We start from the raw sequence: 23,723 nt of genomic DNA, 5'->3' as shown, positions 1-23,723 counted from the left end.
ACATTATATTCATTACTTTATATATATGTAAACGCTCTTTTATTCGTGCAAACACACAAAAACCGCCGATTATTCGGCGGTTTTGTCGTACTTGCTCAGTTTATATTGAAGCGTTTGACGAGGGATACCTAACATTTTTGCGGCTTGTAATATATTCCCTTCCGTTTCAATCAACGCTTGATCTATTAATTCTTTTTCTGTTTGATGAAGTGCTTCTCTAAGTGGCATTATACCCTTCTTCTTCGAAAACTTCTCTTTCCGAAATGTACGTGGTAAACAATTGGCTGTTAATGTATTCCCTTCTGCAATAATAACAGCATGTTCAATCGTATGTTTTAACTCCCGGACATTTCCAGGCCACTGATAAGCTTGCAGTCTATCTTTCGCTTCCTCATCAATTTGAAGTACACCTTTTTTATAACTTTTATTATATTCTTCCAAAAAATAAGATGCTAATAATAGTACATCCTCAGTTCTTTCACGAAGTGGTGGGATATATAATGAAAATACGTTTAAGCGATAATATAAATCAGTGCGAATTTTATTCTCTCGTAAACATATTTCTGGAGGCTGGTTCATTGCGGTAATAACGCGAACATCTACTTTTCTCGTCTTATTATCACCAATTCTTCTAATGACTCCATCTTCTAACACTCGTAACATTTTTGCCTGCAAATCAAGAGGCATTGAATTCAGTTCATCTAAAAATAATGTACCACCATCAACAAGTTCAAATAGCCCAGCTCTTTCAATCGCTCCTGTATAGCTTCCTTTTGTCGTTCCAAACAATAAACTTTCTAATAACGACTCTGGTAAAGCTGCACAGTTTTGTGCAATAAATGGCTTGTTTTTTCTTTTAGAAGCTTCATGAATTGCTTGTACGAACAGTTCTTTTCCTGTTCCTGTTTCACCATATATTAAAACATTTGCGTCTGTTGGTGCTACTTTTTGTGCTAGCTCTTTCGTCTGTTTAAACCGCGTATCATTTGTCACTATCGTCTCAAATGCAGCATGCTTTTTAATCAATTTTTTTCTAGATGACCGTTTTATTTTCGACTGTAAATCAACAATTGTGTCAGTAAGTTTTTGAATTGTAGAGTAATCCTTTGCAATTTCAACAGCCCCGGCAATATTCCCATCTATAAAAATAGGTAACGTCGTATTTACTGTACAAACATCTTCACCATTTAAATTTTGATAATGCTGTACTTGATGTACGATAGGTTTTTTTGTATCTAATACTTTCATCAATGTACTCGTTTCCCTTGATAAAGACGGGAACACTTCTAACAAATGCTTCCCTAACACTTTTTCAATCTTGGATCCATCGTGTTTTGCAGCTACAGAGTTATAAAATATTGTAATTCCATTTTCATCTACAGCGTGTATAGCCTCATCAATACTGCCCAAAATCGCTTCAATGACTTCTTGTGTCGAAACTGCTAGCAATGTCATCCCCCCTTTTGCCGAAAATCCAGCAATTACATGCCGAATTTTCGGCATACCTATGTGCGATTGTAAGCATGACGATTCCGTTCTATAATTTTGATCAATTTTATATTTTAATTAGTACGGCTTGTTCGAACACCCAGCTCCACCTAACTATTTTGCTTTACAGCCGAATTTTGAGGTGGAATTTTTACTGCTTTCGAATAGCTAGATAAATCTTTCACCCATATATTCATATCTTCCAACTTATCGAAAATGTAGCAATTATTCGCCAGTCTTCCTGTATACGTATAGCCTAATTGATGAAATGCAGCATTCATTCCGAAAGAAAGCGATCGAGCAATTGTATAGGAACAGAAAATAGATTTTTCTCGGAGCTCTTCCTCTAATTTAATTAGTAAACTTTTCATAAATCCATGTTTACGATATTCAGGTAAAGTAGCACAATTTGTTAATTCTGCATTCCCTTCTTTTATATTCATTTCTGCAGATGCTGTACTAATAATTTCCCCCTCAAATTCATACACGTAGTAAATTGTATCGTCTTCTTTCATCGTCTGTAATACATAACTCGCTTCATTTAAAGGTGTCGGATACACTTCAAATACTTTTCCGAATACAGTTGCTAATTCTTCTGCATCTTCTTCAGTCGCTTTTCTCAGCAGAAATTTCTCTGGAACTACTTTTTCTTTTATTTCTTTTCCTTTTACACCGCTTAATATAGTATCTTCCTCAGTCCAATGCATACTATTTCGTCTTTCATCATTATTATATTTCACAAAAAAGTATGCATCGTGTCCTTGAAAATAATGAGGTATCGTTGCTTCCAACAAAAAACCGAAAGAGAGCCATGTTGAAACATGCTCTCCCTTTCCTTTAATAATACATTTAGTGAAAGAATGTTTCTCTGCTAGTTCGTCAATTGTCTGTATAATACTTTCAACATTTCCTGTATAGTGGTCTACTCGGATACGTTTATTAAAATAATCTAAAACGCCTTCTACTGTATAACAATTCGTCTGTTCTCTAAAAGATTCATAGTATTTCATTTTTTCACCTCACACCAATCTAGTAATGTACATGCAATAATTTTTGCGGCAGCTATCATTTTATCAACTTCTATATACTCGTTTGGATAGTGTGCTACTTTTGTCTCTCCTGGACCAAATACTATAGTTGGTACACCTGAGATTTGTGTAAATAAACCTCCATCAGTCCCCCAAGGAGATGCTTCAATAATTGGTTCGTTCCCTTCGATTTCAACAAAGTTATGATGAAGTGCGGTAATAAGTTCATGATTTTCTTCTAATTCACCAGGAACCCATCTCGCTCCAAACCATTCTACTTCTACTGGATTTTCAACAAACCAATTGTCCACATCATTTAATTCAGCAATCCAATTCTCAAATTCTTCTTTTGCCGCCTCTATAGTCTCATTCGGCGCAACACCGCATCTTCCTTCTAAAATTAATTCATCGGGAACAGAACTTGGCCAACTCCCTCCTTCAATTTTCCCAATGTTAATTGGAATTGGAATCGGAATTCCTTTAAATAACGGATCTGTGATTCGACTATTTCTTTTCTCCTCTAGCTTTCTTACATGTTCTATAACAAACATACTTTTTTCAATTGCACTAACCCCTTCATAACGCGTTCCACCGTGTGCTGCTTTCCCTTTTACACGTAGACGAAACCACATGGAACCTTGTTGTTTCGGAAAAAACTTCATATTAGTAGGTTCTGGAATAATGACACCATCTGCCTTATATCCTCGTAATATAGTTGCTAATGTCCCTGCTCCGCCACTTTCCTCTTCTATTACACTTTGAAAATAGATGTCTCCTTTTAATTCAATGCTAGATTCAATAATCGCTTCCATCGCAAGCATGAGTGCGACATTTCCGCCTTTCATATCCGTCGTTCCACGGCCATATATACGATTTCCTATTCTCTCACCACTATAAGGATGATGTTCCCACTGATTCACATCCCCTTCCGGAACTACATCAATATGCCCATTTAATATCATAGATTTCCCGTCGCCACTTCCTTTTAAAGTTGCTACAATATTTGGGCTATCTGAAAAACTTGTACGGGGTGATACAAAATAAGGATGACCTTTCATTTTAGAAAAAGAAGGCTCCCAAATATCGAGGTCTAAACCTAATTCACGTAATTTTTCAATCACAATCGCCTGCGCACCGCTTTCATCACCAGATACGCTCTTTTCTTGAATTAATCGCTTTAAAAATTTTACACTTTCTTCTTCATGACTCTCAATATAATCACAAACTTGCTTTTTTAATTGCTCCACATATTACATCTCCCTTCATTCAATTACTAGTAAGTTAGAACTAATTTGAAAATCAGCTTCTGTATGTCGTTTTACATCTTCTACTGTGTATGGGCTCATTAATTCTTGTAATATAAGTCCACTCGGAGTTACCTCCATGACCGCCATATCAGTAATAATTAAATCTACACATTTCTTTGAAGTTAATGGCAATGTACACTCTGAAACAATTTTTGCATTTCCATACTTATCAACATGATTCATCACAACAACGACCCGCTTCGCTTTTTGTGCTAAATCCATTGCTCCACCAATGCCTGGAACACGTTTTCCAGGTACAATCCAGTTTGCTAAATCACCATTTTCACTTACCTGTAATGAACCAAGAATCGTTATATCTAGCAAACCTTTTCGAATCATACCAAACGCTGTACAGCTATCGAAATAACTCGCTCCTGTTATAAGAGAAGTTGGTAAACCTGCTGCGTTACACAAATTTTCATCTTCATTCCCTTTACTTGGTGTTGGTCCCATTCCGACGATTCCATTTTCCGCATGAAACATAACATTTATATCGTCAGGCAAATGATTTGGTACAAGCGATGGTATGCCAATACCTAAATTTACAATCATGCCATTTTGTATTTCTTTCGCCGCTCGCCTAGCAATCTTATCTCTCACTTCTACGCCCATACCCATTTCCAGTTCACTCCTTCCGACGGTACAATATAATTTACGAAAACACCTGGAACGACGATTTCCTCTGGATCTAAACTTCCTAGCGGGACTATTTCTTCTGCTTCTACAATTGTTATATCCCCAGCCATTGCTACGTGAGGATTCATATTTCGTGCACTTTTGTCAAAAACAAGGTTACCAAACGGATCTGACTTTTTCGCATATACAATTGAAACTTCAGCAGTTAATGCTGTTTCAACTAAATATGTCTTACCATTCATTTCAACTGTTCGTTTTCCCTCTTCCACAATCGTATCAACACCTACATCAACTAAAACACCACCAAGACCAACACCACCAGCACGAATGCGCTCTGCTAATGTTCCCTGCGGAGAAAACTCAATTTGTAATCTTCCCTCGTTTAGTTGCCTTCCTGCATTTGGGTTGGAGCCAATGTGAGAAGTAATTAGTGATTTAACTCTTTCATTTGTAACAAGACGACCGATACCTACATCAGGAAATCCAGTGTCATTTCCAACCAAATTTAAATTTGTAACGCCTTTTTCTAAAATTGCCTGTATTAAAGATGGAGGGGATCCAATCCCTCCAAATCCCCCAAACATTAATGTCATATCATCATGGAACAAAGAAATTACTTCCTCAATTTCTTTTAATTTACCGAATGTATTTGTAATAGTTGTCATGCGATACTATGCCCTCCTTTTTGCATCATCTCTTCCACACTTTTAGAGAAAATTGAAAGTAATTCATCTAACTCGGAATATGTAGTTGTCATTGGCGGTGCTACTAGCAGTGCACTATCTTCTTTTCCTGCTTGCCCTGAAACTGCTTGGTATAAAAGCAGGCCATTTTTAGCTGCAACCGAAATAAGCTCCGACGCTTTTGTAAACGGTTGCAATTCTACTCCAATTAGCAACCCTTTTCCGCGCACATCAGCAATGATTGTCGATTGTTGTTGAACTTTCTGTAAGCCTTTTATTAAATATTCTCCCTTTTCTGCTGTTTTTTCAGGGAGATTATGTTTCTCCATATATTCAATAACAGCTAAAGCCGTTGCTGCAGACAATGGATTTGCACTTAACGTATGACCGCTCATTACTGAACGTGATCCACGTAATATTGGTTCTATAACACGATCACTTACAACTGTCGCTGCCATCGGTGTATATCCCGCTCCTAGCCCTTTACCAAGTGTCATAATATCAGGTTCTACACCCCAATGCTCCATCGCAAACCATGCTCCCGTACGACCAAGCCCAGTCATTACTTCATCCGCAATAAATAAAATATCGTAATGGTTGCAAATATCTTTAATGACTTTATAATAGTCTTTTGGCGGAACAACCGCGCCTCCAGCTGCTCCGATAATCGGCTCAGCAATAAAAGCAGCAATATGCTCTGCACCAATTCTTTCAATTGATCTTTCTAATTCAGTCGCACATGCCAGCTGACAAGTTGGATATACCTTTTGAACAGGACACCTGAAACAATATGGAGCTGGTATAGTCGGATAATCTTCCAAAATAGATACGAAACGTTGTCTACGTAGTGGGTGACCAGACATCGATAACGCACCCATCGTAATACCGTGATAACTCATCCATCTCGATAAAATTTTATGCTTACCTTGAATACCTCGCTCTTGAAAATGCTGAATTGCAATTTTCATAGCTGTTTCATTTGCTTCCGTACCACTATTTACAAAGAAACTCCAGTTCAAATCTCCTACACTTAAATCACTTAACTTCTTCGCTAATTTTTCAGCTGGTTCACTCGTAAACTGTGATCTATAAACAAAAGCAATCTCCTCAGCTTGCTTTTTAATAACGTCTGCAATCTCCTTTACGCCATGCCCAATACCTGCCGTAATTGCTCCTGACGAACCATCAAAATATTTATTACCATTTTGATCATACAAATAAACACCTTTTCCATGTGAAATCATTGGATACGGCTGACCAACAAGTGGTTTAATTAAGTAATCGCGCATAGCGCTCCCCCATTTCTCCAATTTGTATATATATATGAAGAAAATTGACGTTTCTTTCATAAAAAAGAATCCTCTGCAAAAGCAGTGAATTTATCAAAAAACTATTATAAAATATACAAATGAGTGCTTAAAAATACCTATAAAACAGAAAATTCAGAACTTGAAATGAAGACCAACCCTTTTCTATACGCCCAAGTAACCCTCCCTTTTATATGAAATGACTACATCACCAAATGTTTTTATAGCATAATGCCAGCTGCCCTCAAATGCCGACATTCTGTACACTTCGACGGAACTCCCGTTAAACTCCTTCCTATTATCCTACTTTAAATTGCATATTTTAAAACAAATTTCGACAACGCTACACCTTTCTAATCAGTTCAGATTCATATTTAATATGTAAATTTTTCATTTTTAAACTATAAAAAAAGAACCGATTAACCACATTAATCAGTTCGTCATGACGCTCTCTTATGGGTTAATACTGTCAATTGCTAAAATAAATAGAAAAATCAAGTTTACAAATTCATCCTACAGCCTATAACACAAAACCTTTTCATAACTTCATTCACAATTACTATCAGGATATCCCTATCCCGAAGTGGCACCCCTTTCCTCAGATTCAAACTACCTTTCCTTTATAATTTATGTAGGACAATTATCACTTTGTATGTGTATTTGCCTATAATTAAAAAAAACCCTAGTTTTCTAGCGATTGCTGGACATGTATTCAATATGTTATTGGAATGCACTTTCAATTTGGCATTTATTTTACTTTCGTGCAATCATATGTACTGCTTTACTCTGCAAAATACTCGTAAGCACAAGCACCTCTTTATGACAACATATTTGTTGTAAATTTTTAATTTTCCCCTTTATAAAATCATTTTTTCGCATAACCGCTTTCTTGCTTCGCATATAATTTTAATGATGACAAAGGAGGAATGTTCATGTCTCAATCTGAAATTGAAAAATATGGACAAGAAGTTACGCAATACGAACAGCTCGCACGTTACTATCAGTTTCGTAATCCTAAAAAATATATAGAATTATATATGAAATATTGCGATGCACTTTCAAAACTTGTACAGGCGCATGAAACAAGGGATTCACAAGAAGCTACTTTACCGTCACATATAAGAATTTTTCATGCCGATCCAAATATACCGGCGGTTGACATTTTAGTAAACGGACAAAAAGTTATTAAAAATATTTCATTTAAGCAATTCAGCCCTTATTTATCATTAGTACAAGGTAAATACCGTATAGATATTGTCCCTGTCGGAAATGAAACTCCAATCTTTTCAGCATTGGTACCAATAATGGGAAATCATACTTATACTCTTGCTGCAATAAATAGTGATAATCACCTACAATTACAACCTATACTTGATAATACACATTTACCAGCTGGTCAAGCCAAAATACGCTTTGCACATTTCTCTCCAGATACCCCTGTTGTAAATGTCGATTTAAAAGATGGAGATCATTTATTTGAAAATGTAATCTTTAAACAGATAACAGATTTTTTGCAAGTTAGCCCCGGTACAGCGGATATTGAAATTTCACTCGCAGATAATAAAAACGTTTTATTGACTATACCGAAATTCAATGTTGAACCAAATGTTATTTATACAATTTCAATAGTAGGTTATTCAACTAAAGATCCTAAATTAGAAGCCGTTATACTCACAAATTAAAACAGTCTACACCATTCATTTGGTGTAGACTGTTTATTTTTGAAATGCAATTTGAAATTCTGTCCAATCGTTATCTGATCGACACATAATGGACCCATTATGTTTTTCCACAATTTGTTTACATACAAATAAGCCAATACCAGTTCCTAACTTTTTAGTAGTTACAAACGGTTCAAAAATCGTTTCTACATTTTCAGCAGGAATCATTGGTCCATTATTTTTTATCACAATTCGAATAGCTTGATCTTCTTCAAATACATCAATGATAATTTTTCGTTCTTCTTTCATTGATTCAAGAGCATCAATTGAATTCATTAATATGTTTAAAAATACTTGTCTCACTTCACTTCGATAACCAACAAGCGGAATTGGATACGGTAAATTCTTTTCAATTGAAACATTCGCATTGACCAAACTCGGATATAAGAATTGTATAATGTCTTGAAACAAGTCATTAAGCCAAAACCGTTCCGATTCATTCCACATTTCTTTTTTCGATACGAGTAAAAATTGCGAAATACGAAAATTTAATTGATCTAATTCATGCGAAATAATATCTAAATACGATAAACTCGGATGATCTGCCTTTAATAGTTTGACAAATCCCATAATGGAAGTAAGCGGATTACGAAATTCATGTACAAAACTAGCTGACATTTGCCCTAAAATCGTCAGCCTTTCTTTATGTGTTTCATTAATATATTGCTGTTTTTCCTCTAAATTCTTCGATATAATTTCCGAGTATTTTAAAACGGTATAATAAATTAATTTGTCAAAACAAGTATGTATTTTTGCCATAATTGGTTTCAATTCACGAGCGCTAACATCTAATTCACACATCGCTTCGAAAAGTTCATTTCTTCCCACGTTTGCGTTATAAACAAAATCTCCAATATTCGCATCTGCTCCAGCACGTTCAATAGCAATTTTCTCGCATAACGGTTGAAGATAATTTATATCTTTATCTTCCATAGTAAGTTCGATAATCAACTCTAGTAAATCCTCTCCATTTTGAACTACTTCTAGTTTAAATGGATCTTTTTCGGAAATTATCATTTTGTTTTTCCAGTTCTCTACGAATTGGTGCCTATTGTTTTTCAAGTGTGAACAAAATATTTCTTTAATATCCTTATCGATTGGAAAAACCTCCATTCCCTCCATTTCCATACGACGAATACCCTTTATATTTTGAATATTAACACAAAAAAGATGATTCGTTAATAGATTTTTGTCACATTTTGTTAATTTCTGTTGATAAAATTATTTTTTTCTTTCTTATTTAACTAATTGTATGCAAATACCCTTTTTCCTTCACACATTTTCATTATTTCCGTAGTCAACACGACTTTTTTTTGCATCATTTTTAATTCTTGCGTACAATAGAAAATGAAAGGTGTGAAAAATATGGTAAATAAAAATGTGGAAGATTATCTCCAAGAAGGCATTTACGGCCAAAAGCAAAACAAACCAGAAGAACGTAATATGTATTTAACTACATTACGTGAGCGTGTAGAAATCGCTTTAACGATCGGTCAAGTAATGCAAAGTAATGTATACTCTGAAGTGGCGGGTAGCATGCGCTCTTCTCAATCATTACAACTCCTCCTAAATGGTGGCATTGCTTACCCACATTTATCAAAATACATTAAATTAGCAAACGAAAAAAATGTTCCTTTTACAATTGTTCAAAATAAAGATACAAAAACACCAATCGGTTTAGTATTAACTCATGCTACTGCTGTAGATAAAGAACAAATTTATGTAGAAGATACTATTTTCAAACAAGAAATGAAGTAAAAGTTACACTTAATTAAATAGTTACTAGAAGCGTAAAAAACGAGTATGGAATCGTAAACATTTCCTACTCGTTTTTTTAGCGCAAAGTTTAAGTTTTTCTACTTTATTTTTTAATACATACTAATTTCATTTCTGTCATTTCTTCTATTGCATATTTAATTCCTTCGCGCCCCGTGCCACTTTCTTTCACACCACCATAAGGCATATGATCTACTCTGAACGTTGGAATATCATTAATCATGACACCACCAACCTCTAACTCATCGATTGCACGCATTGCTTTAAATAAATTATTTGTAAATACTCCTGCCTGTAAGCCGTAACGCGAATTATTTACTTGCTCAATCGCTTCATCAAATTCTTTAAATGTATTTACTGTCATGAGTGGACCGAATACTTCTTGGCACTGCACAGATACATGATTTGGAACATTTGTTAATACAGTCGGTTCAAAAATTCTTGCATCCCGCTTCTTACCACCGTGTAAAATAGTTGCTCCTTCCTTGATTGCTTCTTGAACCCACATATCAATTCGCTCTACATCTTTTTTTGAAATTAAAGCTGATACATCCGTTTCTTCAAGCAGTGGATCACCAACAACTACTGATTCCATCGCTTTCTTTAGCTTCGAAAGAAATTCATGCATTTTCGTTTCATGTACAAAAACACGTTGTACGGAAATACAAACTTGCCCATTATTAACAAATGCTCCCCATTTTACACGTTCAATGATTTCATCTGTTAACTCTACATCTTCATCAATTATAACAGCAGCATTTGATCCTAGTTCTAACGTAACTCGTTTTAACCCAGCCTTTTGTTTTATTCCGATTCCAACTTTTGGACTTCCGGTAAAAGTAATAGAAGCAACATAATCATTTTTAACGATTGCCTCACCCACCGTGGAGCCAGGACCAGAAATGATATTTAAAGCTCCATTTGGCAATCCTGCCTCTTCAAATAACTCAACTAATGCATAAGATGATAATGGCGTTTGATCAGCTGGCTTTAACACAACTGTATTTCCGGCAGCAATTGCAGGTCCAACTTTATGCGCAACTAAATTTAATGGGAAATTAAATGGTGTAATAGCCCCTATTACACCAATCGGCTTTCGGATTGTATATGCAATACGCCCATCCGCACCAGGTGCGGCGTCTAATGGCAATGTCTCACCATATATACGCTTCGCTTCTTCAGCTGCAAATTTGTATGTTTGAACAGTACGATCCACTTCTCCCCTAGCAGCACGTATTGGTTTTGCAGCTTCTTTTGCAATAATCTCTGCAAATTCTTCTCTTCTTTCATCCATTTTTTGTGCAACCTTCTCTAAAATAATCGCACGATCATATGCGGATAATTTATTCATTTTTGTCATTGCATTTTTTGCAGCAATAACAGCCTCTTTTACATCTTCTTCCGTTCCTTGTGCAATTTCTGCTAATATTTCTTCAGAATATGGTGCGTATAATGGTTTATACGTGTTTACAGATTTCCAATCTCCATTTATATATAAATGCTTTTTCATACTTCTTCTCCTTCCAAATATATGTATACAACAATAATTCACCTAGTGAAAGGTCTGGCTTATGTCATTGTATCATAGCCCCTATCCCTCAAAAAACATTATGCTCAAAAAAACTCTGCTATTTAGCAGAGTTTACGAGCTAATTTGCTCTTGTAATGAAATTTGTTTTTCATCTTCTAAAATAACAATCGATTCTACTATCTTTGTAACTTCCAATCTTTTTATATAGTGTCCATCTAATTCTTTCACACAAAACTTATAATTTTCAATTTCAATGGAATCCTCTTCAGCAATCTCTATATTCTTCGTTAAAATCCAACCACCAATTGTATCAACACCATCATCATCAATCCCTAAACCAAATAACGTATTCACTTCACTAACAAGTACTTTTCCCTCTAGTATCGTCTTCGTTTCACTAACTTGTTGAATTTCTGGCTGCTCATCCGTATCAAACTCATCCTGAATATCTCCAACAATTTCTTCCAGAATATCTTCAACAGTAACAAGTCCAGATGTCCCACCATATTCATCTATCAATATAGCAATATGTGTTCTTTCTTTTTGCATTTTTAAAAACAAATCATGAATTGGGATAGAATCGATAACTAAAATAATTGGTCTCATATATTGCTCTACTGTCTTTTTATTAACAGCTTTATGTTGTACAAACTCAGTAAAAATATCTTTAAAATTCACAAAACCTATTACGTGGTCTTTATCGCCATCAACAACTGGATACCTTGTATATTTTTCACGAGACATTTTTTGCAAAGCTTCTTCAGCAGGCATTTCTTTACTTATAATATTCATTTCGGTTCGAGGTACCATTATTTCTTTTGCAATCCGATCATCAAATTCAAAAATTTTATTTACATATTTATATTCAGATTGATTAATTTCACCATTTTTATAACTCTCTGAAACTAACAACCGTAATTCTTCTTCTGAATGAACCTCATCATGCCCCTTCGGCGGTTTCAACCCTAGCAACTTCGTAATGATTCGAGCTGAACCATTTAATATCCAAATAAATGGGAATGCAATACGATAAAAGAAAATTAACGGCTTAGAAACAAGCAAACTTACTTGTTCAGATTTTTGAATTGCAAATGTTTTTGGGGCCAATTCCCCTATTACAACATGTAAAAAAGTAATTAAAAAAAATACTAAAATTACAGCAAAAATGTCTGCTAGTTGAGTAGAGATATTCCAATTTGCAAAAAGCGTATCAAACATTTGCTTTAACGCAGGTTTACCAAACCACCCAATTCCTAAAGCTGTAACAGTAATTCCTAGCTGACAAGCAGATAAATATTCGTCTAAGTTTGTAATGACTGTTTTGACCGATGTTGCACGATTATTTCCTTCTGCAATTAAATAGTCAATTCGTGAACTTCTCACTTTAACAATTGCAAATTCTGCTGCAACGAAAAATGCCGTTAAGGCAATTAAAACAATCACTATACTTATACTATATATGTCCAAATACTTTTCCTTACTTACATTGTAAGCAAGGAAGCCACCTCCTACTTAATTATATTCAAGTGAAGTAAGCATTCTAATACTCTAACAAAATTCTACATTAGCAACCACCTTTTTATATATTATATGCATACATAAAAAAGATATTTATCATTATGATAATCTAATTCATTTACACTAGTCAAATTATTCTAAATGTTACGATAAAATATTTTTATTTAAACGAACTATTCTTCTCAACTCAATTTCGTGAAAAAACACTTTCTTTGCCGATTCCACACTTCTTTTGTCGCACTAGAAGGGAACTTACTTCATAGCTCGAAATCATTCAACAGGATATATATAGGAGGGATTATTTTGGAATATAAAACACCATTTATCGCAAAAAAATTAGGTGTTAGCCCAAAGGCTGTTGTCCGGATCGCGCAACAATTAAATCTTACGATAGAAAAAAACAAATATGGCCACTTTATTTTCACACAAGATGATGTCGATCAAATGTTAGAACACCATCTATTTCAAATAGAGCAGTCTCAAAATCCTCAACCTACTCAAAAGGCTTCCTCAAATGAGGTTGAAGAATTAAAAATTCAAGTCAATACAATTGTTCAAAACATATCATCGAATGATTTTGAGCAATTAGCTAATCAATTAAACACTATTACAAGAAGGCTCGATCGAATGGAAGAACAAATGCAAGATAAGGCAAATGATGTCGTCACGTACCAACTTTTACAACACCGTCGTGAAATGGAGGAAATGTTAGAGCGAATTCAAAAGTTAGAAGCTGCGCTAACGAAAGAAGAACCCATTTATATTACTCCTGATTCAAAACCAACATACGAACGAGAAAAGAAACCGAAGCGCCGCAAAATGATTTTTAGTATATTTGGATTATAATTTTTAGACCCTTATTAAAATAATAAGGGTCTTTTTTAATGAAGAGTTATATCTTATAAAAATATTATTCTCTTTATTATACATATTCACTTCGTTTTATTTCGTTAACATAATATTTTTACTGTATTCTGCAATTAATGCCTGTGCATGAGCATTCCCTTGAATCACATCACGAAATTCTTTTAAAGAATACAAATGCGTAACCCCTTTTCGAGCATGAATTCTTACTGGTACACCTTGTAAAGTATCATGAAACTGAAATGGATTATCTATCGGTTCAATTGGAAAACCGAGTGTAAGTAAATACATATACATTCTTTTTGTCACTGCTGCAATGTACCATTCAGCTTTTGTTTCTAACGCATGTATAAATAAAATAGCTGTTAACCTTTTGAAATGTCCTCTCCCACGAGATGTTTTCGAAATACTTAACTTGCCTATTTCATACACATTCTTCAAATCTTTTACTAAATCATTTTTAGAAAACGGATAGAAAAACTCAGAATTTGATTGTTCAGGTACCGTATACTTAATACATTCTACTGTACCAATAGGATGTTCATCTTCTATTAATAAAAATCGTGATGGATTTAAATTACGTTCTACAAACATTAAGTTTCTTTCTTCACAAAAATCTCCCCATAGTTGCTCGAACCCAAAATGTTCTTCCTTTGTTTGAACACGCTGGAACATATTTAACCGCCTTTCCCATCGCCGCTCTGTTTTTGATAACGCTTTCACTATCTATCATATAAGAACAAATCTTCGTATGCAACTAAAAATATTTATGACTTATTATATTCTGCAAAGTGAATTAGATTCCAATTTAATCGACTTTTATCCCGCGCTCACATTCCTTTTAATAACACATTCGTATCACTTTTCAAACCTAAATTACATTATGTTTCTTTCCATACAGCATATAATTCTTCTTAATCTAAAAAAATCCTTTATGAAAAAGGATTTCTTTTACTTCTGAATGCTTTTTAACCATTTTTCAAAAATTTGTACCATCCCATGTTTTCCAGCTAATTTCTCTTCCCCTTGTTTCGTCTTATATGGATATAACTGCAAGAAAACACCGCATCCAGACTCAATTTTTTTACTATGCATATGGCTTCCTGGATATACACAAATGACTTCATAAATTGACCTTCGATAATAGACTCGCTTTCCATCCTGTTCTTCTACATACTTTATAGACCAGTACTTATACATTTGCTCAGTTGCTTTTGTATTTCCGACATGCTGAAAAATATTGTACATTGGACTGTATTTCACTTCAATAATAATAGAAGATTTATATACGTAGTTCCCATCTTCTTTTACATAACAGTCTAAGCGAATATCTGGCTTCTTCGTATCCTCACCATTGTAAAAATTACTACCTTTACTTAATGCAATAAGAGGATGTGTTTCAATTAAATCATTAAATGCGGCATGCACCTTTATATCATCTCGTTCTAAAACTACTGTCGTTCCATCTTGTAATCCATCTACATAAAAATGTTCTTGTATTTGTTCACGAATTGAGTTTCTAGCCTCAAAACCAATTTGCTCTAAAATTGAAATAACGATAAAAAAAGCGTAATATTCATACACTAAAAACGTTGGCTTATAAACAAATAATAACGATGGAGATTGATCCGTATATTGCGGGAGTACTTCTAAATGATGTAGTAATTGTTGATGTGGTATCGGTAAATCATGTAAGTTCATGTTACTTGTTTCAGTAACTTCCCTCCAAAACGAAGAGTGCATTAACATTTGAAAGTATTGTACATTTTCATGCACGATATGCGCCAATATTTTATATTCTTGTATTTTCATTGAGCTCTTTCGTAAATCGGCTTCTTTTAGTAAATGTATATTTTTATATTTTTGCTTCTCTCTATCGGTTACCGATCCATTTCGCTCAATTGTTTGTATAATCGTTTTTACGGCTTGAAACTCTTCTGATTTTTTCTTTTTTTCTCTTTCTAAGATTTCAATTGTTTGACGTAAAAAACTTTTAGCTTCAATTAAATAATGATAAAATTGCATCGCTTTATATTTAAGAAATGCATTTTCCTTACTATTTTTTTGTTCTATAAACTTACGATTATAATGTTTGGCATAAGGTTTTCTTTCTGCCACTATAGTTCCTCTTCTTGTTGGCTTTCGCTCTTTTCCTTCCCATTTATATGCATTTATAAATTTTGAACTTGATTCTATTTTCTTAAAGATTTGCTTTATCATTTTCATTTTTTGGGGTAACTTTCTAAGCAACACTAAATAAGAAGAATCCTCAATATCGCTAAGTGCAGAGAAAGTCTTTTTATAATAACCTCTATCCAAAATCAACTCATTTAAAATTGACTTCACATAGTCTTGAATCATTTCAAATTGATCATCAAAAAAGTTTTTCGGTACGATTTGAAAAGCGCCATAATACGTTGTATCTTCTATGCGCACTTCAAAATGGTATAAACCGCAGCGCCATGGATAAAAGAATTCTGTTTTCCCATGTTCATATATTAATACTCTTTGTTTTTTTTCATTTATTTCATATTGAGCCTCTTTTATATTTTTCTGTCCCTCATATACTTTATTCCATATAAAAGTAATATTCATTGGGATTTCATAATTATACTGCAATCTAATTGGTTTTAATTCTTGTACTTTATAAATACATTGAACCAATGCTGTAGTAGATGTACAAAGACGATTTAATAAAATATAATCTCCTTTCCCCTCATTTCCAATGATTAACTTTAATACAAAAGGGAGCGTTTCATTCGTATCAACGATTTTTGTTTCGTAATGCCCTTCATTTTGCATATCCATACAGCTCCAGTTCCCTACGTTTTTCTCGTATATATGCTAAAGAATGTTCAAATGTAGATACTCTGTTTGCAAGTGCAGATTGCAAAAGAGGTACTAAGGTCGCTCCCCTTTTTGCTTCTTCAGAAAGTAAAGACCCAACCATCATTTCGGTCCCTCTGATTTTCGTTAATACACGCTGCTTTATTTGTAAATCAAACCCCTCTTCTCTACTGATCATATAGGTATGGTTATTTTGGAACGGTATGTTTTGCAAATAAGTCGCAATTGCATTTGCACATCGGAAAGAAATTCCCTTAGACGCATCATGTGATGACAATACGACATGCAACTTATCTAATAGCTCTAATTCTTCTTCAGAAAACACTTCAATCATCGCTTTATTTCTCATCCAATTTATCCGAAATTCTCCCGCTGTTACTTTCAAAGGTGGGTGTAATACGACTTTCCCCTGTTCCATGCCCATCTCACAAAACGGAATTTTCTGTAACGTTATTAGGTTCGTTCGGTCTAATAATCGATCGGAGAGCTCTTTCGTTGTTTCATCAAAATTCACAGTACCTACAAATATAATATTTTCTCCAATTTCAATTGTTGATGGAATTGAATTCTCAATGTCCTGAACACCCTCATACAAGTTTAAAATACGATTTTTTGTTTCAAGTTGAAGAACAGAGAGAAATGGAGTAAACCAATGCTCAATATGAGACATGTTCATTTCATCAAAAACGATTATATACAGTTGATTTTGATTTTCTTTCGCCTTCATTAACGTCCTAACTAACTTCGTTTCACTTTCAATAAAAGTACCATTCGGATGAAGGTAACCAAGTAAATCATGTGGTTCTTGATACGATGGCGAAATTGGAATCCAAACCAATTCCTCCCCATACTGTAACCCTAATGCTTCTGCATAAGTTTGCACAAAACGTGATTTCCCAACGCCCGGTATACCACCAAGAATCGTTAACATATTTGTTTTTACACTTATATGGAAATTATAAATATCCGTTTCATCCAAATATAGCCCTTTATTATGCACCATACTTTGTACATACTGTAAAAAGGACGATTCACGCTCATCCCATTCCCATTCCTCTTTTTGCACTTTTATATCCTCTACTTCAACTATCTTACCTTCTTCATGCATTCGTTTTTTTAATTGCTCATACACATGATCACTTACAAAATATAATTGATCTTCTACCGCTATTTCTACATACTTCGTCCAGTCACTGCAGTTTATATATTTACATTCCCGTTTCTGTTCAAAATATGCGATTGAGCTAATTGATGACTTTAAGGATATGTTTCCGTACAGTCTTCCATCATGCCACAATAATTCGGGAGGCTCAAAGTCTTTCGGAAATTTTGGCATAAGAAATGATAAATAACCGTTGCTAAGTTTTCGTTCTAAAGACTCTCTTTTTTTATTATTTGTAACTTTAGGTGCCGGAATCATTTTATAGCTGCTTGCTATTTCTTTCGGTTCTTCTGTACATATTAACTCCACGTATACATTTCCTCTTTCATAATAAAGACGAAACATCACTAATTGCTTTTCTAATTTCCTCTTCTTTAATTCCGAAAAGATTTTTTCATTCTTTTTATTACTACATACCCCTTCAAATACATATGGTTCATTTGCAAATTGTTCCTGTAAAGTGAATGGTATTGGCGATAAGCATTGTACAAAGAAATTCTCTCCACTCTTCTCTTTCTCAGCTTTTGTAAATTTCCCTAAAAATCTCATATAGTACATTCGTTTTATAAAACTTGGCTGAAGAGCTTTATGTAATCTCACCTTAGTCACCTTCTTTTTTCATACTATTCTTAGTGTATGAAAGAAACGAAAAACTAGAAATAAAAAACCTGACGTTATCCGCCAGGTTCAAAATTAAAACGTATATTAATGAGAAGGAAATGCTTTTTTCTCTTGTAAAATTGCATTATGAGCAATTTTCATTTTAGCAAGTACGTAACGTAATCGATCTTCAGCATTTTCATCTTTACTTTTTTGTAATTCCGCCAAATTTTCAACAGAACTTGCTAAATTTTCAATGACTCCTCTCAATTCAGGATGATGATTAAAAAAAGATTCTTGCACTAATACTTTCCTTAACTCACTAGCTAAATCAATTATTCTAGACAACTGTTCTTTTTCTTCCATTCTCATCCCTCCTGAATATCTTATGTAGTAAATATTCTCTAAACAAAGAAAAAAGCCCTTTAAATAAAAAGGACTTTTTACATTTTTATATTTCCAGTTAATAACATATACAGGGATGTGATAGCCGCAACAATAATTGCCCACATCACATATCTCTCTGCACCTGCAAAACAACGGTTCCCTTGTTCTTTTCTTGCAAACGTGTAAACAATAATTCCAATTCCATACACAATTGAAACTAGTAGTAAATTCTTTAAACCAGCTGCATAAAGAAGCCATACAGAGTAAATCGAAGCAATTAAAGCTAACGCTCCATTTTTTAATTTAGCGTCTTTTAGCTCGTTTGTAATGACTAATTTTAATTGGAATAACGCTGATAATAAATATGGTAATAAAATTGATGTTGATGCAATGAAATACATAATTTGATATGTTGATTCTGAAAACAGAACGATGATAAATATAATTTGAGCAACACCATTTGAAATCCATAATGCCATGTGCGGTGTTTGCTTTTTATTTGTTTTCGTAAAGACTTTTGGAAATACGCCATCTTTTCCTGCTACATGAGAAATTTCAGAAACAAGTAAAAACCAGCCAATTAATGTACCGACAAGTGAAGCAACTAACCCGATATTAATCGCACCTGCCCCCCATGGACCAACAACATGCTCTAATACATGTCCCATTGACGGAGTTTCTAACACAGAAAGTTCGCCTCTTGTCATAGCTCCCATTGATAGGACAGAAATTAAAATATAAATGGACATTACTAAAATAAGCCCCATTACTGTTGCCTTACCAACGTCTCGGCTATTTTTCGCTCTTCCAGATAATACAACCGCTCCTTCAACTCCAATGAAAACCCAAAGTGTTACAAGCATTGTATTTTTCACTTGACCAAGTATAGCGGAAACTGAGATTGTTCCTTCCCCCCAAAAATCATGTGTAAATGTGTCCCAGCGAAATGCTGTTACCATTACAGCGATAAATAGTACGATTGGAACTAACTTTCCTATTGTTGCGATAACATTCATAATAGAAGCTTCACGAATTCCAAATAAAATTAGAAAGTGAAGTGTCCATAATAAAAGTGATGCCCCAACGATTGACGCAACATTATTTCCTCCTTTAAAAATTGGGAAGAAATAACCTAATGTACTAAACAGTAACATAATTGTTGCGACATTACCTAAGATTCCTGCTAGCCAATATCCCCAAGCACTATTAAACCCAATATATTCACCGAAACCAGCACGTGCATAACTATAAATTCCACCTTCAAGTTCCGGTTTTTGTCTTGCTAACGTTTGATATACGAGCGCAAGTGGAATCATTCCCATCGCTGTAATACACCAGCCAATTATTATTGCGCCACTGTTTGCTCCTACTGCTAAATCATGCGGTAAACTAAAAACACCGCCACCAACCATCGTTCCAACTACTAATGCGATTAATGGAAAGAATCCTAATTTCTTTTCTATTTGTACCACCCCATCTGTCATTCTAGGTGTTATGTTCGTTCAACTATTAAAGTCACCTTTTTCTCTAATAGACGTTTCTCTTATATTTTTTCAGGAAAACATTACTTATTCTAAAAGAAAATGAACAAAAATGGAATACTTTTTTGAAAAAATGTATAAGTATGCACAAAAAAACCGCTCATTTTGTAATGAACGGTCATTTCAAACATATAAATTTGTATATTTCTTGTAAATTTAACGAAGTAAATTCTCTTTTTGTAAAAATTGTTTTGCGACTTCTTCACTACTTTTACCATTCACATTAACTTCATAATTCATTTTTCGCATTTCTTCATCTGTAATCTTTCCAGATAATTTATTTAATACCTTTTCAAGTTCAGGATATTTCTGTAACGTTTCTTTTCTTAATAATGGTGCTCCTTGATAAGGTGGGAATAACCCTTTATCATCTTTTAGCACTTTTAGTCCGTATTGCTCCAATTCACTATCTGTTGAATATGCATCAATTACGTTAACATCCCCAGATTGAATTGCGCTATAACGCAGCTTCGGCTCCATCGTTTTAACATTCGAGAACTTATAGTTATATAATTTTTGCATTCCTTTATAACCATCTTCACGATCAGCAAATTCCAATGTAAATCCTACTTTGGCTTCCTGCGCAACATTCCCTAAATCAGAAATAGTATTTATATTCTTTTGATCTGCTATTTTTTTCGGCATGGCTAGTGCATATGTATTGTTATACTCCATTGGCATCAACATAATCATATTATATTTCTTTTCCAGTCCAACGCGAGCCTGCTCATATACTTCATCACGATTTGTACTCTTTGGTTCTTCTTTCACGAAAGTAGATAGCGCTGTTCCTGAAAATTCTGGGTACACATCTACTTCACCTGATTTCAACGCTTCAAATACAAATGCTGTTTTCCCAAGACCTGGTTTTAATTGTACGTGTAAATCGGTATCTTGTTCAATAAGCTGCTTATACATTTGAATTAAAATTTCAGGTTCTGATCCAAGTTTGCCCGCAATAACAATATCTTTCTTTTCTGTACTCCAAAGAAATGGAGTAGCAATCATTACTACAACTATACATATCGTCAATATAACACGCTTAGAAGAGCGTTTCGGTCGTTCAAGTATGCGAAGTACTATATCAAAGAATAAAGCGAGTAACGCGGCTGGTACGGCCCCTAAAATGATAAGTGCATGATCATTTCGATCTATACCTAATAATATAAGCTTACCTAGCCCACCAGCACCAATGAGAGCTGCTAATGTAGCCGTTCCAACAATTAATACCATCGCTGTACGAATACCGGCCATAATGATAGGCAATGCAAGAGGAAGTTCTACCTTCCACAACCTTCTCCAACTATTCATCCCCATAGCTCTCGCGGCTTCTATTAGTGATTCATCTAATTCCCTTATTCCTGTATATGTATTTCGTAAAATAGGTAATAGTGCATACACAACTAATGCGATAATCGCTGGAAGTTTTCCGATTCCTACTAACGGAATTAATAGTCCAAGTAATGCAAGTGATGGCACTGTCTGCATTACCGCAGAAGTTCCTATTATAAATTCAGCCATTCGTTCTTTTCTTGTTAATAAAATGCCAAGTGGCACCGCTATAATTACTGCAAAAAATAATGAAATAAGCGATATTTGTAAATGCTCACTTAATGCAGTTAGTAATTCTATTTTTCGTTCTTGGAACGTTTGTATAAAATTAGTCACTGTTTAACCTCTTTCCTTCATTTGTTCAACAATGTAATTGACAATATGACGACTTGTTAACGCTCCAATATATTGACCGTTTTCTTCAACTGGAACGACCTCCTCGTCACGCACACGAACTAGCGCTTCTTCTAAAGAAGAATGTAATGATAGTGCCTGCCCTTCTAATTGCACACTTTGATCAAGCGGCAATACATCTGCTACACTTTTCTCCTCATACCAAGTTCGTCCACGATTTCCAATGAACTCCTCTACAAATTCATTTTTCGGATTATGTATAATTCCTTCTGGTGTATCTAGTTGAACAACTTTTCCTTCTTTCATAATACAAATGCGATTTCCAAGTGATAATGCTTCTTGCATATCATGTGTTACGAACACGATTGTTTTTTGAATCTTTTTTTGCAACTGTACAATATCCTTCTGAAGCTGTTCCCTACTTAACGGATCTAACGCACTAAATGGTTCATCCATAAGAACGATTTTCGGGTTTGCGGCTAATGCTCGCACGACACCGACACGTTGTTTTTGTCCTCCTGACAATTCATCAGGCATACGATCTCGATATATATCCGGATCTAATCCAACCATATGTAACAAGTCATCGACGCGTGCTTTTATTTCCTTTTTGCTCCATTGCCTCATTTCAGGAACAACTGCAATATTTTCAGCGATTGTCATATGAGGAAACAAAGCGATTTGCTGCAACACGTATCCTATATCCCAACGTAATTCGTTTATATTATATTGTTGAATATCTTTTCCATCGATTAAAATCGATCCTTCAGTCGTTTCGATTAAACGATTAATCATCTTCATTGTCGTTGTTTTCCCGCAACCACTCGGACCGATGAGAACGAAAAATTCTCCCTTTTTAATTTCTAAATGCAATGAATCCACTGCTTTCGTGCCATCTTCATACGATTTTGACACATGATTAAATTGAATCACAAACACAACTCCTTTACTGTTGTTTCCTTTATTTTGATGGAATATGGCATTCATTTCAAATGATACGCTTTTAAATTAAAAAAGAGCTCGCATTTGAGCTCTAACGGTCGAACAATATTGTTTTCATAATAGCAGCATATTCGCGAACATACATTTTTCTCTTAGAACGAATTGGTGTTTCAGCAGCTAGCGCCTCCATCTTCATACCTAAACGCTTTGCAATTATTTTCGTTCGATATAAATGATATGTATTACTTACAACTACCGCATGTTTCACATTATATAAATCCATACTAAATTTTAAGTTTTCATACGTATTTGTAGATTGATCTTCTATTAAAATACGACTCTCATCTATACCGTGTACCATTAAATAATTTCTCATGCTATGAGCTTCCGGTATATCTTCATCTTCTCCTTGACCACCTGAAACAATTACTTTCGCTTCAGGATGGGAAAATAAATACTCCAACGCTACATCCAAACGATTTTGAAGAGATAAAGACGGTCTATCTCCAAATAACTTTGCACCCAGTATAAGAACGTACGGAGAGTGATAGCTCAACTTTTCACGAGCAACTTTGTTCATTCGAAACGTCATATAAATGATGTATAGTGGCGGTAATAATAAAATCATAAGAAAGATCCATTTGTTCATAAATAAGTATTCACTCCCTTTCTTGTTATTATATAGAAAAAGAAAGGGAT

Annotated in this window: 20 protein-coding genes; 3 read left to right on the top strand and 17 right to left on the bottom strand. The window is 34.4% G+C overall.

Annotation, left to right across the window (positions count from 1 at the left end; all coding sequences use genetic code 11):
- Positions 1-69 precede the first annotated feature (69 nt).
- The 6 genes from rocR to AC0ONG_RS09960 all read right to left on the bottom strand — a co-directional run bounded on the left by rocR (position 70) and on the right by AC0ONG_RS09960 (position 6,431).
- Positions 70-1,455 carry an arginine utilization transcriptional regulator RocR gene (rocR, locus tag AC0ONG_RS09985; RefSeq protein WP_014894777.1) on the bottom strand — a complete coding sequence of 462 codons (1,386 nt, stop codon included), beginning with the start codon at positions 1,453-1,455 and terminating at the stop codon, positions 70-72.
- Between the two features lie 143 nt (positions 1,456-1,598).
- Entirely contained in the window at positions 1,599-2,498 is a 900-nt protein-coding gene (gene ablB / locus AC0ONG_RS09980) for a putative beta-lysine N-acetyltransferase (RefSeq protein ID WP_000878599.1), read from the bottom strand.
- Positions 2,495-3,763, bottom strand: a complete 1,269-nt coding sequence (locus tag AC0ONG_RS09975) for a peptidase (RefSeq protein WP_000436696.1) — start codon at positions 3,761-3,763, stop codon at positions 2,495-2,497. The genes ablB and AC0ONG_RS09975 overlap by 4 nt, the downstream gene beginning before the upstream one ends.
- Positions 3,764-3,778: 15 nt before the next feature.
- Positions 3,779-4,441, bottom strand: coding sequence for a CoA transferase subunit B (locus tag AC0ONG_RS09970; protein WP_000525278.1), 663 nt, complete (start codon positions 4,439-4,441; stop codon positions 3,779-3,781).
- On the bottom strand, positions 4,426-5,124 hold the full coding sequence (atoD, locus tag AC0ONG_RS09965) for an acetate CoA-transferase subunit alpha (protein WP_000208111.1): 699 nt from the start codon (positions 5,122-5,124) through the stop codon (positions 4,426-4,428). The genes AC0ONG_RS09970 and atoD overlap by 16 nt, the downstream gene beginning before the upstream one ends.
- Positions 5,121-6,431: an aspartate aminotransferase family protein gene (locus AC0ONG_RS09960; RefSeq protein WP_001205878.1), complete on the bottom strand. Its 1,311-nt coding sequence runs from the start codon at positions 6,429-6,431 to the stop codon at positions 5,121-5,123. Before AC0ONG_RS09960 ends, atoD begins: the two co-directional genes overlap by 4 nt.
- A 950-nt stretch (positions 6,432-7,381) precedes the next feature.
- Between AC0ONG_RS09960 and AC0ONG_RS09955 the strand changes: the two genes are divergently transcribed.
- The gene (locus tag AC0ONG_RS09955; RefSeq protein ID WP_000083277.1) at positions 7,382-8,131 is read left to right on the top strand and encodes a DUF4397 domain-containing protein; all 750 of its coding nucleotides are present in this window, start codon (positions 7,382-7,384) and stop codon (positions 8,129-8,131) included.
- Between the two features lie 33 nt (positions 8,132-8,164).
- On the opposite strand, the gene AC0ONG_RS09950 is transcribed toward AC0ONG_RS09955, so the two are convergent.
- Positions 8,165-9,298 (bottom strand): BA2291 family sporulation histidine kinase, encoded by a 1,134-nt coding sequence (locus AC0ONG_RS09950; protein WP_000425087.1) that lies wholly within the window; start codon positions 9,296-9,298, stop codon positions 8,165-8,167.
- A gap of 237 nt (positions 9,299-9,535) precedes the next feature.
- Between AC0ONG_RS09950 and AC0ONG_RS09945 the strand changes: the two genes are divergently transcribed.
- Entirely contained in the window at positions 9,536-9,928 is a 393-nt protein-coding gene (locus AC0ONG_RS09945) for a YueI family protein (RefSeq protein ID WP_000247560.1), read from the top strand.
- A 103-nt stretch (positions 9,929-10,031) separates the two neighbouring features.
- Here AC0ONG_RS09945 and AC0ONG_RS09940 read toward each other — a convergent pair whose 3' ends face one another.
- On the bottom strand, positions 10,032-11,456 hold the full coding sequence (locus tag AC0ONG_RS09940; protein ID WP_000716437.1) for an aldehyde dehydrogenase family protein: 1,425 nt from the start codon (positions 11,454-11,456) through the stop codon (positions 10,032-10,034).
- A 132-nt stretch (positions 11,457-11,588) separates the two neighbouring features.
- Entirely contained in the window at positions 11,589-12,944 is a 1,356-nt protein-coding gene (locus AC0ONG_RS09935; RefSeq protein WP_000356245.1) for a hemolysin family protein, read from the bottom strand.
- Between the two features lie 354 nt (positions 12,945-13,298).
- Here AC0ONG_RS09935 and racA point away from each other — a divergent pair, with 354 nt between their 5' ends.
- Positions 13,299-13,841 (top strand): chromosome-anchoring protein RacA, encoded by a 543-nt coding sequence (gene racA / locus AC0ONG_RS09930; RefSeq protein ID WP_136997527.1) that lies wholly within the window; start codon positions 13,299-13,301, stop codon positions 13,839-13,841.
- Between the two features lie 96 nt (positions 13,842-13,937).
- Here racA and AC0ONG_RS09925 read toward each other — a convergent pair whose 3' ends face one another.
- From AC0ONG_RS09925 to AC0ONG_RS09890, 8 genes are all read right to left on the bottom strand, one after another.
- A complete protein-coding gene (locus AC0ONG_RS09925; RefSeq protein WP_000487795.1) occupies positions 13,938-14,534 on the bottom strand; it encodes a hypothetical protein in 597 nt (198 codons plus the stop codon).
- Positions 14,535-14,810: 276 nt separating this feature from the next.
- Positions 14,811-16,661: a hypothetical protein gene (locus AC0ONG_RS09920; protein WP_474204700.1), complete on the bottom strand. Its 1,851-nt coding sequence runs from the start codon at positions 16,659-16,661 to the stop codon at positions 14,811-14,813.
- Positions 16,651-18,468 carry an AAA family ATPase gene (locus tag AC0ONG_RS09915; protein ID WP_001236574.1) on the bottom strand — a complete coding sequence of 606 codons (1,818 nt, stop codon included), beginning with the start codon at positions 18,466-18,468 and terminating at the stop codon, positions 16,651-16,653. Before AC0ONG_RS09915 ends, AC0ONG_RS09920 begins: the two co-directional genes overlap by 11 nt.
- Before the next feature lie 105 nt (positions 18,469-18,573).
- The gene (locus AC0ONG_RS09910) at positions 18,574-18,834 is read right to left on the bottom strand and encodes a hypothetical protein (RefSeq protein ID WP_000391447.1); all 261 of its coding nucleotides are present in this window, start codon (positions 18,832-18,834) and stop codon (positions 18,574-18,576) included.
- A 77-nt stretch (positions 18,835-18,911) separates the two neighbouring features.
- Positions 18,912-20,339 (bottom strand): basic amino acid/polyamine antiporter, encoded by a 1,428-nt coding sequence (locus tag AC0ONG_RS09905; protein ID WP_000129439.1) that lies wholly within the window; start codon positions 20,337-20,339, stop codon positions 18,912-18,914.
- A 213-nt stretch (positions 20,340-20,552) separates the two neighbouring features.
- The gene (locus AC0ONG_RS09900; protein ID WP_016077770.1) at positions 20,553-22,064 is read right to left on the bottom strand and encodes an ABC transporter permease/substrate-binding protein; all 1,512 of its coding nucleotides are present in this window, start codon (positions 22,062-22,064) and stop codon (positions 20,553-20,555) included.
- Between the two features lie 3 nt (positions 22,065-22,067).
- The gene (locus AC0ONG_RS09895) at positions 22,068-23,015 is read right to left on the bottom strand and encodes an ABC transporter ATP-binding protein (RefSeq protein WP_136996374.1); all 948 of its coding nucleotides are present in this window, start codon (positions 23,013-23,015) and stop codon (positions 22,068-22,070) included.
- A 100-nt stretch (positions 23,016-23,115) separates the two neighbouring features.
- Positions 23,116-23,673: a YdcF family protein gene (locus AC0ONG_RS09890; protein WP_001045718.1), complete on the bottom strand. Its 558-nt coding sequence runs from the start codon at positions 23,671-23,673 to the stop codon at positions 23,116-23,118.
- Positions 23,674-23,723: the final 50 nt, after the last annotated feature.

Source organism: Bacillus sp. TCT6, assembly GCF_056033845.1.
The sequence above is the reverse complement of the archived record's forward strand: the minus strand, read 5'-3'. Positions and strand labels throughout refer to the sequence as shown.